The sequence below is a fragment of the Pseudoalteromonas shioyasakiensis genome, assembly GCF_022398475.1.
In the GTDB taxonomy this organism is placed as follows: domain Bacteria; phylum Pseudomonadota; class Gammaproteobacteria; order Enterobacterales; family Alteromonadaceae; genus Pseudoalteromonas.
The window spans coordinates 1-16,098 of the sequence record NZ_JAKEVM010000100.1 but is presented as its reverse complement, the minus strand read 5'-3'; the positions used below and the strand labels follow the sequence as shown (position 1 = coordinate 16,098).

15 protein-coding genes and 3 tRNA genes are annotated in these 16,098 nt (G+C 40.0%); 10 read left to right on the top strand and 8 right to left on the bottom strand.

The window, feature by feature from the left end:
* Nucleotides 1–179 precede the first annotated feature (179 nt).
* Nucleotides 180–2,027: an ABC transporter ATP-binding protein gene (locus L1D51_RS15525; protein ID WP_239964091.1), complete on the top strand. Its 1,848-nt coding sequence runs from the start codon at nt 180–182 to the stop codon at nt 2,025–2,027.
* A gap of 74 nt (nt 2,028–2,101) precedes the next feature.
* Here L1D51_RS15525 and L1D51_RS15520 read toward each other — a convergent pair whose 3' ends face one another.
* From L1D51_RS15520 to L1D51_RS15510, 3 genes are all read right to left on the bottom strand, one after another.
* On the bottom strand, nt 2,102–2,518 hold the full coding sequence (locus L1D51_RS15520) for an MAPEG family protein (RefSeq protein WP_054561393.1): 417 nt from the start codon (nt 2,516–2,518) through the stop codon (nt 2,102–2,104).
* 280 nt (nt 2,519–2,798) lie between these two features.
* A complete protein-coding gene (locus L1D51_RS15515) occupies nt 2,799–3,539 on the bottom strand; it encodes an SDR family oxidoreductase (RefSeq protein ID WP_239964089.1) in 741 nt (246 codons plus the stop codon).
* A 29-nt stretch (nt 3,540–3,568) separates the two neighbouring features.
* Complete coding sequence (locus L1D51_RS15510) at nt 3,569–4,036, bottom strand: MarR family winged helix-turn-helix transcriptional regulator (protein ID WP_239964087.1); 468 nt, start codon at nt 4,034–4,036, stop codon at nt 3,569–3,571.
* Nucleotides 4,037–4,258: 222 nt separating this feature from the next.
* On the opposite strand from L1D51_RS15510, the gene L1D51_RS15505 reads away from it, so the two are divergent.
* Nucleotides 4,259–5,458 carry an Nramp family divalent metal transporter gene (locus L1D51_RS15505; protein ID WP_239964085.1) on the top strand — a complete coding sequence of 400 codons (1,200 nt, stop codon included), beginning with the start codon at nt 4,259–4,261 and terminating at the stop codon, nt 5,456–5,458.
* A 66-nt stretch (nt 5,459–5,524) separates the two neighbouring features.
* Here the strand turns inward: L1D51_RS15505 and L1D51_RS15500 are convergent, their stop codons facing one another.
* The 3 genes from L1D51_RS15500 to L1D51_RS15490 form a co-directional block, all read right to left on the bottom strand.
* Nucleotides 5,525–6,751: an amidohydrolase family protein gene (locus L1D51_RS15500; RefSeq protein WP_239964084.1), complete on the bottom strand. Its 1,227-nt coding sequence runs from the start codon at nt 6,749–6,751 to the stop codon at nt 5,525–5,527.
* Between the two features lie 11 nt (nt 6,752–6,762).
* Nucleotides 6,763–8,145 carry an amidohydrolase gene (locus L1D51_RS15495; RefSeq protein WP_239964083.1) on the bottom strand — a complete coding sequence of 461 codons (1,383 nt, stop codon included), beginning with the start codon at nt 8,143–8,145 and terminating at the stop codon, nt 6,763–6,765.
* 112 nt (nt 8,146–8,257) lie between these two features.
* Entirely contained in the window at nt 8,258–9,043 is a 786-nt protein-coding gene (locus L1D51_RS15490) for a hypothetical protein (RefSeq protein ID WP_054561389.1), read from the bottom strand.
* A gap of 358 nt (nt 9,044–9,401) precedes the next feature.
* Between L1D51_RS15490 and L1D51_RS15485 the strand changes: the two genes are divergently transcribed.
* Nucleotides 9,402–9,764, top strand: coding sequence for a DUF3718 domain-containing protein (locus L1D51_RS15485; protein WP_054561388.1), 363 nt, complete (start codon nt 9,402–9,404; stop codon nt 9,762–9,764).
* Between the two features lie 53 nt (nt 9,765–9,817).
* On the opposite strand, the gene L1D51_RS15480 is transcribed toward L1D51_RS15485, so the two are convergent.
* Nucleotides 9,818–10,513, bottom strand: a complete 696-nt coding sequence (locus tag L1D51_RS15480; protein WP_239964082.1) for a DUF445 domain-containing protein — start codon at nt 10,511–10,513, stop codon at nt 9,818–9,820.
* 112 nt (nt 10,514–10,625) lie between these two features.
* Between L1D51_RS15480 and L1D51_RS15475 the strand changes: the two genes are divergently transcribed.
* Nucleotides 10,626–11,486, top strand: coding sequence for a fructosamine kinase family protein (locus L1D51_RS15475; RefSeq protein WP_239964081.1), 861 nt, complete (start codon nt 10,626–10,628; stop codon nt 11,484–11,486).
* Nucleotides 11,487–11,714: 228 nt separating this feature from the next.
* Nucleotides 11,715–11,918 carry a CPXCG motif-containing cysteine-rich protein gene (locus L1D51_RS15470; protein WP_054561385.1) on the top strand — a complete coding sequence of 68 codons (204 nt, stop codon included), beginning with the start codon at nt 11,715–11,717 and terminating at the stop codon, nt 11,916–11,918.
* 18 nt (nt 11,919–11,936) lie between these two features.
* On the opposite strand, the gene L1D51_RS15465 is transcribed toward L1D51_RS15470, so the two are convergent.
* Nucleotides 11,937–12,563 (bottom strand): riboflavin synthase subunit alpha, encoded by a 627-nt coding sequence (locus L1D51_RS15465; RefSeq protein WP_239964080.1) that lies wholly within the window; start codon nt 12,561–12,563, stop codon nt 11,937–11,939.
* Nucleotides 12,564–12,657: 94 nt separating this feature from the next.
* On the opposite strand from L1D51_RS15465, the gene L1D51_RS15460 reads away from it, so the two are divergent.
* The 5 genes from L1D51_RS15460 to L1D51_RS15440 all read left to right on the top strand — a co-directional run bounded on the left by L1D51_RS15460 (nt 12,658) and on the right by L1D51_RS15440 (nt 16,081).
* Entirely contained in the window at nt 12,658–14,016 is a 1,359-nt protein-coding gene (locus L1D51_RS15460) for an MATE family efflux transporter (protein WP_054561383.1), read from the top strand.
* Nucleotides 13,991–15,010: a DUF3080 family protein gene (locus L1D51_RS15455; RefSeq protein WP_239964078.1), complete on the top strand. Its 1,020-nt coding sequence runs from the start codon at nt 13,991–13,993 to the stop codon at nt 15,008–15,010. The genes L1D51_RS15460 and L1D51_RS15455 overlap by 26 nt, the downstream gene beginning before the upstream one ends.
* Nucleotides 15,011–15,124: 114 nt before the next feature.
* Nucleotides 15,125–15,201 (top strand) — tRNA-Val (locus L1D51_RS15450).
* Between the two features lie 198 nt (nt 15,202–15,399).
* A tRNA-Val gene (locus tag L1D51_RS15445) sits at nt 15,400–15,476 on the top strand.
* A gap of 534 nt (nt 15,477–16,010) precedes the next feature.
* Nucleotides 16,011–16,081 (top strand) — tRNA-OTHER (locus L1D51_RS15440).
* Nucleotides 16,082–16,098 lie beyond the last annotated feature (17 nt).

The window sequence follows — 16,098 nt, the reverse complement described above, 5'->3', positions numbered from 1 at the left end:
GTACAAAGCAACTTTTTCATCATTAATTCCTTTTTCTTATTATATTTTCATTTCTCACACTAGATGTAAATAACTGAATAGTTGATAGATTTTAATCTTAGTTTTTAAATTAAATGAACTGCTAAAAAACCACTCAAATGATATAGTAAGGCCACTTTGATTTTTAAAAAGCGTCGTCTATGTATCGTTTATTTGAGCGGATGACTAATCCGTTTCCTAAAGAGCAACCCTCTCAGCCACCTAATAGCTTATTTGCTTTTTGCCGTCATTATACCCGTGGCATGGAGCTTTCATTGCTGCTGATGTCGTTAAGCGCCGCTGCACTCGCAATTTTAGAAGTATCGCTATTTAGTTACATGGGGCAACTGGTCGATTGGCTTGGTCAATACACCCCAGATACCTTGTTTGTTGAACAGCAGGCTGAGCTTACAAAAATGGCGGTTATGTTGCTGGTGGTGTTACCTATTGTCGTGTTCTTTCACTCAGCGGTGTTACATCAAGCGCTGCTTGGCAACTATCCTATGTCTATCCGTTGGTTAGCACACCGTTATTTGCTTCGTCAGAGTGTTAGTTTTTATCAAAACGAATTTGCCGGCCGTATTGCGACAAAAGTCATGCAAACCTCATTAGCTGTTCGTGAATCAGTGATGAAATTGCTCGATGTATTAATGTATATCGTTGTCTACTTTGGCGCCATGGTGTTTTTGGTCGCAGAATCTGACTGGCGTTTGATGTTGCCATTATTGATTTGGCTAGTTTTATACGCAGTAATTCAAATGTATTTTGTTCCTAAGCTAAAAAAAGTAGCCAGCTCGCAAGCTGATGCACGCTCAGAAATGACCGGACGTGTAGTTGATAGCTACACTAACATTTCTACTATCAAATTGTTCTCCTACACACAGCGAGAAGAACAATATGCAAAAGACAGCATGGATGTGTTTTTACAACCGGTATATAAGCAAATGCGCTTAGTTACTAGCCTAAACTTCTCTATCAACACGCTAAATTACTTATTGGTATTTAGTATTGCTGCCCTCTCTTTATATCTATGGTCAATTAGCGCCATCACTGTTGGTGCTATCGCCATTGCGGTGAGTTTATCGCTGAGATTAAACGGTATGGCACAGTGGATCATGTGGGAGATCAGTAGCCTATTTGAAAACATTGGTACTGTTGCTGATGGTATGAAAACCCTATCAACGCCGATTGAAGTTGATGATAAAGAAAACGCAAGCACTCTTACTGTTAATGAAGGGTCGATAAGCTTTGAGAATGTGCAATTTAACTATGGTAAAGCTGCCAACGAGACCCACCGCGGCCCTGTTATCAATGGCTTAAATTTAGACATTAAACCGGGTGAAAAAATAGGTTTAGTGGGTCGCTCTGGCGCGGGTAAATCTACCTTAGTGAATTTATTACTGCGTTTTTATGATGTTGACTCGGGCACAATTCGTATTGATGGTCAAAACATCGCTGAGGTAAGCCAAGAAAGCTTACGTAAGCACATTGCGATGGTGACGCAAGATACCTCACTGTTACACCGCTCAGTAAAAGATAACATTCTTTATGGTAGGCCCGATGCAACTGAAGATGAAATGCTTGCGGCCGCAAAGCAAGCAGAAGCAATTGAGTTCATCGAAGACCTTGAAGACAGCAAAGGCAATAAAGGCTTTGCCGCACAAGTTGGTGAACGCGGTGTGAAGCTTTCTGGTGGTCAACGTCAACGTATTGCTATTGCACGAGTCCTTCTAAAAGATGCGCCAATTCTTATATTGGATGAGGCAACCAGTGCTCTTGATTCTGAAGTTGAAGCCGCGATTCAAACTAGCCTAGACGATTTAATGACTGGCAAAACTGTAATTGCCATTGCACACCGTTTATCAACTATTGCGCAAATGGATAGGCTCATTGTGCTTGATGAAGGTGGCGTGGTAGAACAAGGCTCTCATGAGCAATTAATCGCACAAGGTGGCATCTATGCTGCCCTGTGGTCACATCAGACCGGTGGCTTTATCGGCGTTGAGTAGCTAGGTTTTCACTATTAAAAAAGGCATTGAATGAGTATTCTTTCAATGCCTTTTTTATATGTTAGCAATGCTGTTTAAATCAAACGTAAACCAATCAGAACGAGCATCACAATATTTGCCAAAGCAGCGATTAAAAAGAAATAGCTGCGTGGGCTTGGATTCTTCTCAGTAGCCACACCATAATACAGCAGCATATGAATGATTCTGGCTATCACATACATCCAAATACACAGTGCAAATGCGCTGCTGTTCAAGTTTAAAAAGAACCCCAGAAATACGGTACCTAAAAATAACGGGCTATTTTCTAAGGTATTCATAAATGTGCGATGTGAACGAAACACAAAGCTGTCATGACTTAATGAATTATCGAGTTTACCAGGCACCGCATTGGGTTGTTTGGCTTTTGTGACAGCTGCAACTATCCACTGAATAGTAAGCATAATCAGAAAAACATACACAGCCGCATAAGCTGAAAAAGTAAGTTCAGGCATCTTCATTTCCTTTTCTATAACAACATGAATGCCTATTCCTTGCAAAAAACCAACCAATTTAAAGCACTGATTTATAATTGGTTATTTATATGATTTAGCTTTTGCAGTACCAATTGTTCGCAAAGTGTATAAATTTTACAGCGTTGCTGAGCAATTTATGAAGTAAAAATAGATGTGAGTATTATTTGAAACTTAAGAAAACTAAATTTATTTTTACAGGTCGCTAAACTAAAACGGTGCTTTAAAAAGCACCGTTAGTTTTGCTGTACGTTTATTCAAATTATTGAATATAAGCCCCACCACAAACAGGGTTGTAAGTGCCTGTGATATGTCCACTTTTCTCGCTTGCTAAATAGCGCACTGTGTTCGCAACATCTTCCGGTTGAGCAATTTTTTGCGTCGGTGTGTGTTGCCTAATCATTTCTTTAAACTCTTCTGGTGCTTCTTTTGTTGCATCTGTTTCTACAAGGCCAGGCGCAACGATATTTGAAGTGATCCCATAAGGACCAAGCTCTTGAGCCAAATATTTATTGAAACTATCAAGCGCGCCTTTTGCAGTACCGTGAGCAATAAAAGCGGGTGCTGGCATTTCTGATAAAGTACTTGAAATAAATATTAATCGACCAAACTGCTTTTCTTTCATTACTTTAGCTGCAAGTTGAGCTGTGTTGTAAGCCGCAAACATTTCATCATTTAATTTTTGAGAAAATTCTTGCCAAGTTTGATCAAGAAATGGCTTCGAAGTAAAACTCATATTCGCATTTGAGATAAGTGCATCAACTCCGCCATGCTGGCTAATATTGTTGATCATTTCTTCAACTTGAAGCGGATCTCGGACGTCTGCTTTAACAGCAAAAGCCTCACCACCATTTTCGATAATTTCATCAGCAAGCTTGTTTGCAACTTCTGAACTATTTACATAATTAATAAATACTCGGTAACCCTCAGCAGCCAATGCCTTTGCGCAAGCTGCACCAATACCACGCGCACCACCTGTAATTAATGCATTTCTTTTAGACATACTAATTCCTTATTAATAAAAAATATAATTTAAGATTTGAGCAAAGATCGAAGATTTGAGACAACCTTAACTAATAGCTCTTGCGATTCATTTAAACCTTTAAGATCAATATGATTTTGAGAATTATCTAATACACCCTGAGCAATTTTTGTGCATTCGCTTACAACATCAAGTGACTGCTCTGTCAGGTTAACCAATTTAGTACGGCTATCTGTTTCCGACTTAACTCGCATAACCCAGCCATTTTTCTCTAATACTTCTACTGAGCGGCTTACGCTTGATTTTTCAAGATACAAAATGTCACAGATTTGGCTCTGTGATATGGAGCCATATTGCTTTAAAGTTAAGATCACTCCCCATTGTTCCGCAGTGATATTTATACCTGCCTGCTTAAACCGAGAAGTTAAAAGCCGATTAAATAAACGACTTGCTAAACCTGTTAAATGTCCCATAGAGACCGTTAAAGGCACTTCTACTTGGTGTTTATTGTTTTCCAAAAGCGTTCACCATATATAGTTGCATACACAACAAAGTAACTTAAATAAGATTTACTTGCAATTAGCATTATTAATTTTTCTTAAATTTCAATTCAGGTTAACCTTGGTACTAATTCTTCTTTACCACAGCCTTAAGAGCCTTTACCCTTACCTATTGATCATTTTGTGGTATGAACAATATTCCCCACAAAAACACTAAAACTCTAATAATAAAGGTTTTTTATGCGTTTAGGACCCGGACTTCTTGTTACCGCTGCTTTTATTGGCCCAGGTACTATCACCACAGCAAGTGTTGCTGGTGCTAATTTTGGCTTTGCTCTTATTTGGACTTTATTGTTCTCTGTCATAGCGACTATTTTGCTGCAATCTATGGCAGCTCGTCTTGGTGTGGCTACAGGGTTAGATTTAGCCTCAGCACTTAGAAGCACCATTCAAACACCGATTTTTAAAGCCCTGGCTGTAATATTAGTAATAAGTGCGATTGGCATTGGCAGTGCAGCTTATGAAGCTGGTAATCTGACTGGTGCCAGTTTAGGATTGCAAGAAATACTACCTTCTGTAAACCCATTACTCTGGACTCCCCTTATTGCAGTTTTAGGTGCAGTTCTTTTGTACACTGGCAAACATAAAGTCATTGAGGGTGCGTTAATTGTTCTAGTGGTGTTGATGAGTTTAGTATTTATTTCAACGCTGGTGATGGCGGCTCCGCCACTTGGTGAAGTGCTAAAAGGATTTATACCTAGCTTACCTGATAATTCAATTACCACGGTACTTGCCTTGATAGGCACAACAATTGTGCCCTACAACCTGTTTTTACACTCTGGGGTACTTGCAGAAAAACACGATAGTTCAAAAAATATCGACAAAGTAATCAAAGAAACAAACCTTGATACCGGTATTTCGATAACTTTAGGTGGCATAATCACGTTAGCTATCTTATCAACAGCCTCTGTGGCATTTTACGGTACTGATGCAGGTAAAATTTCAGCGGCCAATATGGCTGTGCAGCTTGAGCCACTTCTAGGTGGTATGGCTCATTATTTCTTTGCTATCGGTTTATGTGCTGCCGGGCTTACTAGCGCAATAACTGCACCTCTTGCGGGTGCTTACGCTGTTTGCGGCATGCTTGGTTGGTCAACACAAATGAGTGATACACGTTTTAAACTGGTTGCTATCACTATCCTTGTTTTCGGTGCACTGGTCGCATCGCTTGGGCTTGATCCGGTTGCGGTTATCATCTTTGCGCAAGCTGCCAATGGTTTATTACTGCCAATTGTAACCTGTTACCTTGTTTGGTTGGTAAATCAAAAATCGGTGATGAAAGGCTACACGAATTCGCTTTTACTTAACCTTGTGATTGTGCCAGTAATACTGCTTATATTTGGCCTTAGCCTTTATAAACTAAGCAATCTAATTTTTTAGTTTTTACTTTGAAAATATGTATTAAAAAAGGCCGCAAATTTGCGGCCTTTTCGTATGCATTAACGCTTATTTTGTATAAGCGCGTGGCATCGCTGAATCAGTTGTATAACGATCGCGTAGTTTATCTTGACGCGCTTCGGTTGAAACCTCTTCACCGTTGATCCACATTTTGCTTACGTGTGAGTTAAGCTCAAATGGATCTGCAGACCACATAACTAGGTTTGCACGTTTACCTTTGGCAATTGCGCCTGAGTTTAAACCAAAAATATCAGCAATATTGCTGGTTACTGCGTTAAGTGCACCTTGTTGGCTCATACCGTATGACACAGCATTACCCGCATCAAAACGTAATTTGTATACATTGTGGCTTGAGTCACCAGCAACACCAATAATGACTTTTACACCAGCTTTTTCAAGCTTACCTGCGTTAGCAAGGTTTGCATGTAATGAGTCAAAGCTACCCGGTAAGTTAGCCATAGAGCTGATGATCACAGGAACATCCGCTTTAGCTAGAGCATCCGCAACCACAACAGCATCATCACCGCCATGAATCACTAAATTGATGCCATAGGTTTCTTTTAACTTAACAAGTTCATAGATGTCAGATGCGCGTTGAACACTCGCAATCAGTGGCATATCACCCGCAAGCACAGCTGCTAGCACTTTTTGCTCTGTTGATTGCTCTTTTTTGTCATCTTTTTTAGCTGACTTTTCGCCTTCAAGCTTGTCGATAAGTGTTTTCATCGACATAGCACGTGAGCCTTTACTCTTTTCACCTAAATGAACAACAAGTGCAACTTGCTTTTTATTTACGCTTTCAAAGCTACCTGATAGATCAACTACAGATGCAAGACCCGCAAAGATACTGTCACCGCCGTTTGGTACAATTACGTCTTGTGTAATGCCGCCTTTGCGTGCATAAGGAATTAAGCTACTGCGTGGGTTGAATGCAAGGCTTGGATCAAAATCAATGCCCGCTTTGTCGTCACCACCATCGCGCGACCCTGCAACAGCACCCACTTCGACTAAGCCTAATTGGTTCATAGTACCAATAAAGCCAGCAGTCACGATTTGGCCTTTTGCATCAATGGTTGTATCCACGTTGATAGACGCAGGGTTAATAGCAACAATTTTGCCATCTTCAATAACAACGCTTGCGCCTTCAAGTACGCCTTGCTCTGTTGAAGTGTATAGTGTTGCATTTACAATCGCTACCGATGCAGCACTTGCTGTCGCAGAAAATAAGCCAGCAGCAACAAGTGACAGCTTTAATGATTTAGTTAATTTTGTCATCAATGTTACTCCTATTTTTGACCTAGCATGAAATCACTTTGTGCTTGGTATTTATCATCGTTACGATCATAAACTTTGGCACCATCGATAAATACTTGTTCAGCTTTCGCATAAACACTGAATGGGTTTTGGTTCCAAATAACCACATCAGCTTGCTTACCTGCTTCAAGTGAACCTGTTTTATCATCAATACCTAGCGATTTAGCCGCGTTTGAAGTGATCCACTTGATTGCGTGTTGCTCAGAGATGTCATAGCCCACATCATTCGCGCGATACATAACTTTACCGGCTTCTTGGTTTAAGCGTTGGATAGTTGTATCTGAATCAGAGTGAACAACGGCACATGAATTTTTAACAGCATCTACAATTGCTACGTTCTCTTGAACCATGTCGTAGGCTTCCATTTTAAAGCCCCACCAATCTGGCCAAAGTGCCGCACAGTTACCGTTCTCAGCAAGTAAATCAGCAATTTTGTATGCTTCAACACCGTGATGGAAAGTACCTGAGTGATAGCCGAACTCTTTACCAAGGTCGATCATCATGGCCATTTCTTCTGCTTTATAACAGTGGTTATGGATTAAAATGTCACCTTCTAACACACCAGCTAGTGTATCTAGCTTAATGTCGCGATGAGGTACTGCAGGGTTTTTACCCGCGGCATAATCACTTTCGTATTTATCCCACTCGCGTTTGTACTCAGTCGCTTCAATCCACGCTGTGCGATAGCCCGCCATGTTACCCATACGCGTTGATGGTAAAACACCTTTACGGCCATAAACACGTTTCGGGTTTTCACCACATGCCATTTTTAAACCATACGGTGCTTCAGGAAATTTCATACCCTGCATCGTGTGCGAAGGAATGTTTTTAAGTGTTACACCGCGGCCACCAATTAAGTTTGCTGAACCTGGTAGAATTTGTAATGACGTAATACCGCCTTCACGAGCACGGTTAAAGCCAGGATCTTGTGGCCATACTGAATGCTCAACCCATACTTCTGCAGTCACAGGGCTGGTCATTTCATTACCATCTTGGTGAGATGCCACTGATGGAGTTGGGTATGCACCTAAATGTGAATGCACGTCAATAATACCCGGCGTTACCCATTTACCTTCTGCATCAATTGTTTTATCAGCTTGTACAGAAAGGTCTTTACCTACTTGTTGTACTTTGCCATCAACAAAGAATACATCTGCGTCATCTAAACGTTCACCTGTGCCGGTTAAAACAGTGGCATTAGTGATTAACGTACTTTGTGATGCAAGTGGCTGATAAGTGCTTGGGTATGGGTTTTTGTTAATCGAGACTTTTGGATCTTGTGGGCCATTGTCTTGGCAACCCGCTAACGCGACACCAAGCGCCATAACCAACAAGGATGGTGCAAATTTTTGCATTCTTACGTTCCTCTTTTTTATTATTTAATTACTTTAACTAATTGTTAATTCTAATGCGAGTAAACGAGGCCAGTCACCAATATTCAAGACGAACAACCAGCCTCACAGAGCACTATTTCTTTATGTAGTTGTTATATAGCTGCTCTAACGCACCTTCGGTCGTCAAGCTCGGATCTTTGTTGATAAAATGTTTCACAGTGCGAGTTACAAAATCAGAGTTTTGCTTATGCTGCTTGGCAAAACTTTTAATCAGTGAATCAGCATCGTTAGCTGCGGTTACTTTTTCGTGTCGATGGCGGTATTGACTCAATGCACGGTTAAAATCGCCGTTATAATCTTCTACCACCAGCTTATAGAATTCTGTTCTGTCGACTTGTAAATCATTAATGCAGTAATTAAGCGCGTCTTTAAAGTCATAAAAGACTTTGCCTTGCACATCAAATTCAGCACGCTTCTCACGAATAGTGACACTGGCATCTTCAGTTGCATAGCTATAACCTTGAAATGCAAGTCGCTCTGCTGCCTCTGCACCTAACTTCATGCCTGCTTTAATACTGTGCACAAACTCATCACTCATATCGTGAAGTTCACTCTCATGCCACATGTGATAAATTCTCAGCGCTTTTGCATACTTTGTTGAAAGTTTCTTTTTAAGCTTTGTAACTCGCCCATCAATAGTCAGCACTCGTTCGTTATGCAGTAATGCAAAGCACTCATAACATGCTGGAATTGATATAAATTCAGCCTCTTCGCCTAAATCTATAATGCTTTGCAGCATATGCAGTGGCGGACAAAAATCTCGCTCAGTTGCTTCACAACCACAATAAAAACATTGATTAAAGTGTTTTGATTCAGATGCATAGGCTTGTTGATAATAGCCTGCTAATTTTGTGGTCACTCATGCTCCTTATACTCTGATTAGCCTTTTTAAGAAAAGCTAGAGTTAATACTTAAATGTAACAGCTACGTAAAAATTAAGCCTTTAATACGAGCCAAAACACGTTTTAAAAAATAAATGAAAAAAAATTTCAGCCTATTTGTGTCAAAATTCACACTTTAAAATAGCACTAATCAAGCGGTTAGTTTTACTTGTTCACATCTACATACTTACTTACATCTTGTCGATTTTCATTAACAGCAATTGTTCTTGTTTAGCGTAATACTTTAAATGTGCCCAGCAAACAGGAAGTGTGAAGTATCCATAAAAGCGAGGTCGCACATACTAAACGTAATACGGACAACAACTGGAGAGAAAGATGAATACGTTAACTACAGCACTAGGTACAGCATTAATTTTAGGTTCTTCATTAGCAGCAACTGATGCAAGTGCAGCACAATTTGTCGCAGCAGATAACTCTGTTGGCACGCAAGCTTGCATGGCCATTGCTTCTAACAAACCATTAAACGTATCAAGCACAATGCGCGATCTACGCTTAAGCAAACGAGTAATGACAGAAAAACTACTTTGCAATGATATGACGACTGATAAGTTTGCAAGCACTTATGGTTTTCATAACTCTGCGAAATACTTAAATTTTGAAACAGCAACAAAAACAAGTATTCAAGATATTGCTAAAGTATCTGATGACACAGTGATTGTTATTGCTGGTTCTAAATAATGATGAATTCACTGTAGCAGGTCTTTAAAGGCCTGCTACAAATTCCTTCTTCGTTAAACTAGCGCAGCGATCAGGCCAAATAGGCCGCCAAATACTCCGCCCCAAATCACTAACCAACCTAAATGTTCTTTGATCATGGTTTGAATAATATCTTTTACCATGGTTGGCGTAAGCTCATTCAAACGCTCATCAACTAAACGCTCAACAGTACTGTGCAATGAGCCACCAAGATGAGAGTTGGCAAATAGCTTTTCATCTAGAATGGTTTTAAATTCTTCGCTCTTTGAAATATCAATCACCGCTGCTTTCATTTTTTCAATGAAAGGTTCACGCATCGGCTCAAGCGCATCACGGCCACCAAACATTGATAGCATGCCACCAAATTGTGAGTTTTCGATAACCTCAATTAATGAGTCATAAGCCGGACTTAAATTAACTTCACTGATCACTGGCTCTAAATCAATATTTGGCTTAGCTAACGCCATTACCTGATCGATTTTCTCTTCGGCGAAGAACTCGGTCATTACCAAGTTACGAATAGCCACCTTAAAAGAGGCAAACTTTAAAGTGATAACCCCAGAGCCGTATAAAAATGGTACTTTTTCGAATAGCATGTGAATAGCAAGCCAGTTAGTTACTGCGCCCGATAACGCAAATAAACCAACAGAAAGCACAATTGCTTGTTCAAATAAAAATCCGACTAATACTAAGGCAAGCGCCACTAAATTAGTAATGAGACTTTTATTCATCTGACCCCTCATAAATACTTCGATAAACTTTAACAATATTAACGCTATGGGTTTGTTAATTCATCGTCTTTTTGCCATAGTTTAATTATATGGTTAAAAGGTGAACAAAATTATGTGGAATTCGGTGAATGAACAGATTAGCCAAGCGATGCACTTTGATTTTAAGCATACCTTTAAGCGCCAATTACAATCACCCAATAACGACAAATACTTTCAAATTGGTGATGATCTACACCACTTCTTTGTGAAAGTTGCTCACTTGAGTGATCTAGAGCGCCTAGAGTGCGAAGCCTTTAATCTTGAGCTATTAACCCAAGAAAGCCTATTTATGATCCCAGACTGCATCACCACAGGTTGCAATATTGAGTTTTCATTTATCGTGCTTGAATGGTTAGAGCTTGATAAACAGCCCCATACCAATTGGCATGAAATGGGGGAACACCTTGCCCATTTACACCAAAAGCATACCCAAGCCATGTTCGGCTTAGATAACGATAATTTTCTTGGCCCTACTCTACAACCAAATCGTTGGCACAAAAAATGGGATGTATTTTTTGCTGAAGAACGCATTGGTTGGCAATTGCAGTTATTACAAGAAAAAGGCATTGAACTTGTCAACCAAGACACCTTCATCGCTTTTATTAAAGACGCACTGCATAGCCATGTTGTAGAGCCTTCGTTATTGCACGGTGATTTTTGGCGTCGAAATATGGGCTTTTATAATAATGTACCCAGTGTATTTGACCCTGCTTGTTATTATGGTGATCGGGAATGCGATATTGCCATGAGTGAGCTATATGCGCCACTGCCTGATAGTTTTTATGATGCCTATAACGATATCTACCCATTGCAGGTAGGTTACGAGCAACGTAGAGCCATCTATCAACTATACCCTATGCTCAATAATGCCAATATATTTGCTGGGCACTATCTTACTGAAGCAAAACAACAAATTGATCAGCTACTGAAATAAGCACGAAATCACTGTAAAAGGAATGTCACAAACCGCTAAACACAGCTATATTTATCTTATAAAGCGTATTAATAAAGATGCTAACCGAATTGGTAGCACTACGCTTACATCTATTCGGTTAGAGAGTTATATCAATCTAATTAAATCTAGATTCATTTTTGATGAGTTAGGGTTTAATAAAGATTGCAATTTAACGAACTCAGGCATGCCTGATTAAGGTAAAAGCTGATGAAAGACCAATACACACAACGGATTTCATGCCCTCACTGTGGCCACCATATTCATGTTGCACTTGATGCAAGCGACGGTGACCAAGATTACTATGAAGATTGCGCAGCATGTTGCAATCCCATTCATTTAAATATGCATATAGATTACGCACACAACAAACTCGAATTACATGTCGATAGTGACGACGAGCAAATTTTTTAATTTGCTCGTTTTATGTATTTATTTTGCTTGTTGCGAAAGATAATTTTCGACCGTGTTGATAATGGTATAAGTTTGCTGATCGACTTCGATATTTAACTTATCACCCTCGCGGTAGTTATCGAGATTGGTAATAGAGAGTGTTTCTGGGATCAAGTGTAGCCAAAAGCCCTGTTCATCAACTTCACCTACAGTGAGGCTTGCCCCGTTAACGCTCACAAACCCCTTATAAAGCACATATTTTTGCCACTCTTTTGCTAATGCTAATTGCATTTTACAGTTATCTTGATGGTGGTTAATTGAAAGTATCTCGGCCATACAATGAATGTGACCAGACACGATATGTCCGCCCAGTTCAGTACCAAAAGTCACTGAACGTTCAAAATTCACTGTATCATTGACAGCCAGCATACCTAGGTTGGTTAACTTTAATGTTTCATCAATCACATCAAAATTTATAACACAGCAGCCTTTAGTGTCTGATGCAAACTTCACCACGGTTAAACAACAACCATTAATGGCTATGCTTGCGCCGATATTCAGGTTTTCAGCAAATTGCTGATCTACTTTTAAAGCTAGCCTTAGTACACCGCCTTGGTTAGTAGCATCAACCACAACGGCTTGCGTTTGCACAATTCCAGTGAACATCGCTTTCTCTTTTCTTCATTAAATAGATAACTGCGATTTTTATTGATCTATGAATAGATTACAATGGCTGTCTGTTTATTTAGTCGTGTAATTTATGTCTTTTTGTAGTTGGGAAGCCAAAAGGTTAATTTCGTTAGCCATTCCTGTTTTTTTGGCACAGGTAACCCTTATTTTAATGACGGTTGTTGATACCGTGATGGCAGGCCAAGTGAGTGCAACAGACTTGGCAGCACTTTCTATTGCAACGGGTATTTGGAATCCGTTGATGCTTGCACTGCAAGGCATATTATTGGCGTTAACCGGGATCATAGCGCAGTTTGCTGGTTCAAACGATAAACAAGGTATTAGTCATTATTTTCAACAGGGCCTGTATCTGGCGTTAGTACTTGCCATAATCGGTTTAGGGCTGGCAAGCCTTGCTGATACTGTGCTTAGTCAATTAGATACTTCACAGTCTATTACCCACTTAGCTGAGCAATACATTCATTTTGTTAAATGGGGTATTTTTGGTTTTTTACTTTTCAGTGTGTACCGAAATATCACTGAAGGTATGGGAATGACCAAACCTGCTTTTTACATTAGTTTAATTGGCTTAGCAGTTAATATTCCGGCCAACTACGTATTTATACACGGTAAATTAGGTTTTCAAGCGTACGGTGGCGCGGGCTGTGGTATTGCCACGGCGCTGGTATTTACAGCAATGGCGTTAACTCAGGTTATTTATTGTCACTTTAACAAAAAGATTGATGCCAAAGCATTGCTAGCCAATTTCGAAGCGCCAAAGCCCGCTACTTTATGGACTATCACCAAAGTGGGTATCCCTATTTCATTAGCTACCTTTTTTGAAGTAACGCTATTTGCTTGTATTCCTTTATTTATAGCGCACTTAGGTGCGGTTGCTGTTGCCGGTCACCAAATTGCAGCCAGTGTGACGACATTACTGTTTATGATGCCGTTGAGCCTCTCAATTGCCATTAGCATTCGAATAGGCAATTTGTTTGGCCAACAACATTATCAGCAGTTAAAAAATGCCGTTAAAACGAGTTATATTCTCGCGGCAATTATTGCTTTTTTACTGGCAAGTGTGACCTTTTTTGCTCGAGATATTATAAGCCAATTGTATTCTGACAACCCTGAAGTATTAGCTCTTGCTTCTTCAATCATGGTACTTGCTTGTATCTACCAGTTACCAGATGCCCTGCAAGTTTCCGCCAATGGTATTTTACGTGGATTGAAATACACGGCACCGATTGGTTATATCACCTTTGTATCCTATTGGTTGATCGGCTTTGCGCTTGGCTTCGTACTTGCTCGTACAGATTTAATTGTTCCAGCACTGGGCCCTCATGGCTTTTGGATAGGTATTATTGTGGGGTTAAGTGCCGCAGCAATTATGTTGATGTTCACTGTTCATAGGCGATTTAAACATGCACCTTTTTTGCAAAACCAATAGCCTTTTAAACTCTATCATCGCAACAGCGTGCCTGGCACTTATTGCCTGCACGCCCTCTTCCGGTGATGTAAATCACACCTACGCACATAGATTAGAAAACGTACTTAAAACTGAAAGTTTTAAACTCTCTAAACCAAGTACACTAACTGTTAACCACTTTTCTGAAAATACTGAAGATAAAGCAACCATTGGCATGCTTGAACTTGCCCAGTTACGTCAATGTAAACTTGCAACCCTTATTGCTGAGCACAATAACCAGCTTGGCAAAACAGCGACGCCTGCTAACATTCTTAGTTATCAAATTAAGTTTATTCAAAGCGCAAATGAGTGCTTAGAAAGCTTTGAAGATCAGGATGATCTGTTTGAAAAAATAAAACTCACCGCAGTACAAAAGCAAGCAAACCTTCCTAACTACTTTAAAGCTATGCTGCTCAACGAAAGCGAGTTTAAGCAAATCTGGCAGCTAAGTTCGACTCACATTGATGAAAACACCGCAGGTTTTAGCGAAACCGTGAGCGCGATGGAGCAAATTGCTAAATTAAACAACCATATTAATAACGGCAAAATAAACGCTGTAGACCCTGAGCAAATCATCAACCAACTCGAAGTATTAAACCGTTTTAAATACAACAAGCTTCTTATTTCGGCGGCAAGGGTGCAAACACATTACAATCAACAAATAACAGCGCTGCTCAAGCAGTACTCAAAAGATGAGCTCTGCCCTGTGAACAAGAATAAACAAAAGGCACAAACGCTAAGTAATGTGTTTAAAAAGTTTTATTTAGAGCAATTACAGCCCTATCAATCATTCTTAGTGGGTCGATTAGAAACCCTACAACCTCTTTACCAGCAAATATGGCGTGACACAGAAATGGGCAAATTTGTAGATAGCGAAAGTAATGATGCAATTTTACAAAATCTAAAGCGCTCAGCTAAAAGCCATGTCACTTGGTGGCAAGGTTTTTATAGAAGGTGCGAAATTAGTCCGTTATGAATAAAAAACCAGCACTTAGCATAAAAATAGCTAAAGCTGCTTGATTCACACAACCAGTCGCTATATATTAGCCTCCGTTGTTTAGCCACGCTAACATCAATTTAAAATCAAAATACAACCGTAGCTCAGTTGGTTAGAGCACTACCTTGACATGGTAGGGGTCGGTGGTTCGAATCCACTCGGTTGTACCATGATTTAGGTATAACCAAAGGAAAGAGCACTACCACTCTTAACGGCCCGCTCCAAAGGTCGGTGGTTCGAATCCACTCGGTTGTACCATGATTTAGGTATAACCAAAGGAAAGAGCACTACCACTCTTAATGGCCCGCTCCAAAGGTCGGTGGTTCGAATCCACTCGGTTGTACCAATCTTGATTTTAACATCTCAGTACGACCGTAGCTCAGTTGGTTAGAGCACTACCTTGACATGGTAGGGGTCGGTGGTTCGAATCCACTCGGTCGTACCAATTTATTCAAATTCCTCATAATTTTATTTTCCTAGAATCAATATCGTACAGTTGAAACTCAGTTGGTTAGCGCACTACCGCTCTCTATGACCCACGCCAAAATCAGTGGTTCGAATCCACTCGGTCGTACCAATTTATTCAAACTCCTCAGAATTTTATTATCCTAAAATCAACATTATACAGTTCTATTTCAGTTGKTTAGAACACTACCGCTCTCTATGACCCGGCCCAAAAGTCGGTGGTTCGAATCCACTCGGTCGTACCAATTTATTCAATTCTTTATAATTTTTCTATCATAAAACCAAAATCATACAGTTGTAGCTCAGTTGATTAGCGCACTACCGCTATCTATGACCCACGCCAAAATCGGTGGTTCGAATCCACTCGGTCGTACCAATTCTAATTTTTCCGAATTATAAATTTAAAAGCTCAGTTGGTTAGAGCACTACCGCTCTCTATGACCCGCGCCAAAGGTCAGTGGTTCGAATCCTCTCGGTCGTACCAATTCTAAATTTCCCGAATTATAAATTTAAAAGCTCAGTTGGTTAGAGCATTACCGCTCTCTATGACCCACGCCAAAATCGGTGGTTCGAATCCACTCGGTCGTACAAATTCTAATTTT

Coding starts and splice junctions, on each gene's coding strand:
- L1D51_RS15525 (WP_239964091.1), top strand. CDS start 180: ATGTATCGTTTATTTGAGCGGATGACTAATCCGTTTCCTAAAGAGCAA.
- L1D51_RS15520 (WP_054561393.1), bottom strand. CDS start 2,518: ATGCCTGAACTTACTTTTTCAGCTTATGCGGCTGTGTATGTTTTTCTG.
- L1D51_RS15515 (WP_239964089.1), bottom strand. CDS start 3,539: ATGTCTAAAAGAAATGCATTAATTACAGGTGGTGCGCGTGGTATTGGT.
- L1D51_RS15505 (WP_239964085.1), top strand. CDS start 4,259: ATGCGTTTAGGACCCGGACTTCTTGTTACCGCTGCTTTTATTGGCCCA.
- L1D51_RS15500 (WP_239964084.1), bottom strand. CDS start 6,751: ATGACAAAATTAACTAAATCATTAAAGCTGTCACTTGTTGCTGCTGGC.
- L1D51_RS15495 (WP_239964083.1), bottom strand. CDS start 8,145: ATGCAAAAATTTGCACCATCCTTGTTGGTTATGGCGCTTGGTGTCGCG.
- L1D51_RS15485 (WP_054561388.1), top strand. CDS start 9,402: ATGAATACGTTAACTACAGCACTAGGTACAGCATTAATTTTAGGTTCT.
- L1D51_RS15480 (WP_239964082.1), bottom strand. CDS start 10,513: ATGAATAAAAGTCTCATTACTAATTTAGTGGCGCTTGCCTTAGTATTA.
- L1D51_RS15475 (WP_239964081.1), top strand. CDS start 10,626: ATGTGGAATTCGGTGAATGAACAGATTAGCCAAGCGATGCACTTTGAT.
- L1D51_RS15470 (WP_054561385.1), top strand. CDS start 11,715: ATGAAAGACCAATACACACAACGGATTTCATGCCCTCACTGTGGCCAC.
- L1D51_RS15465 (WP_239964080.1), bottom strand. CDS start 12,563: ATGTTCACTGGAATTGTGCAAACGCAAGCCGTTGTGGTTGATGCTACT.
- L1D51_RS15460 (WP_054561383.1), top strand. CDS start 12,658: ATGTCTTTTTGTAGTTGGGAAGCCAAAAGGTTAATTTCGTTAGCCATT.
- L1D51_RS15455 (WP_239964078.1), top strand. CDS start 13,991: ATGCACCTTTTTTGCAAAACCAATAGCCTTTTAAACTCTATCATCGCA.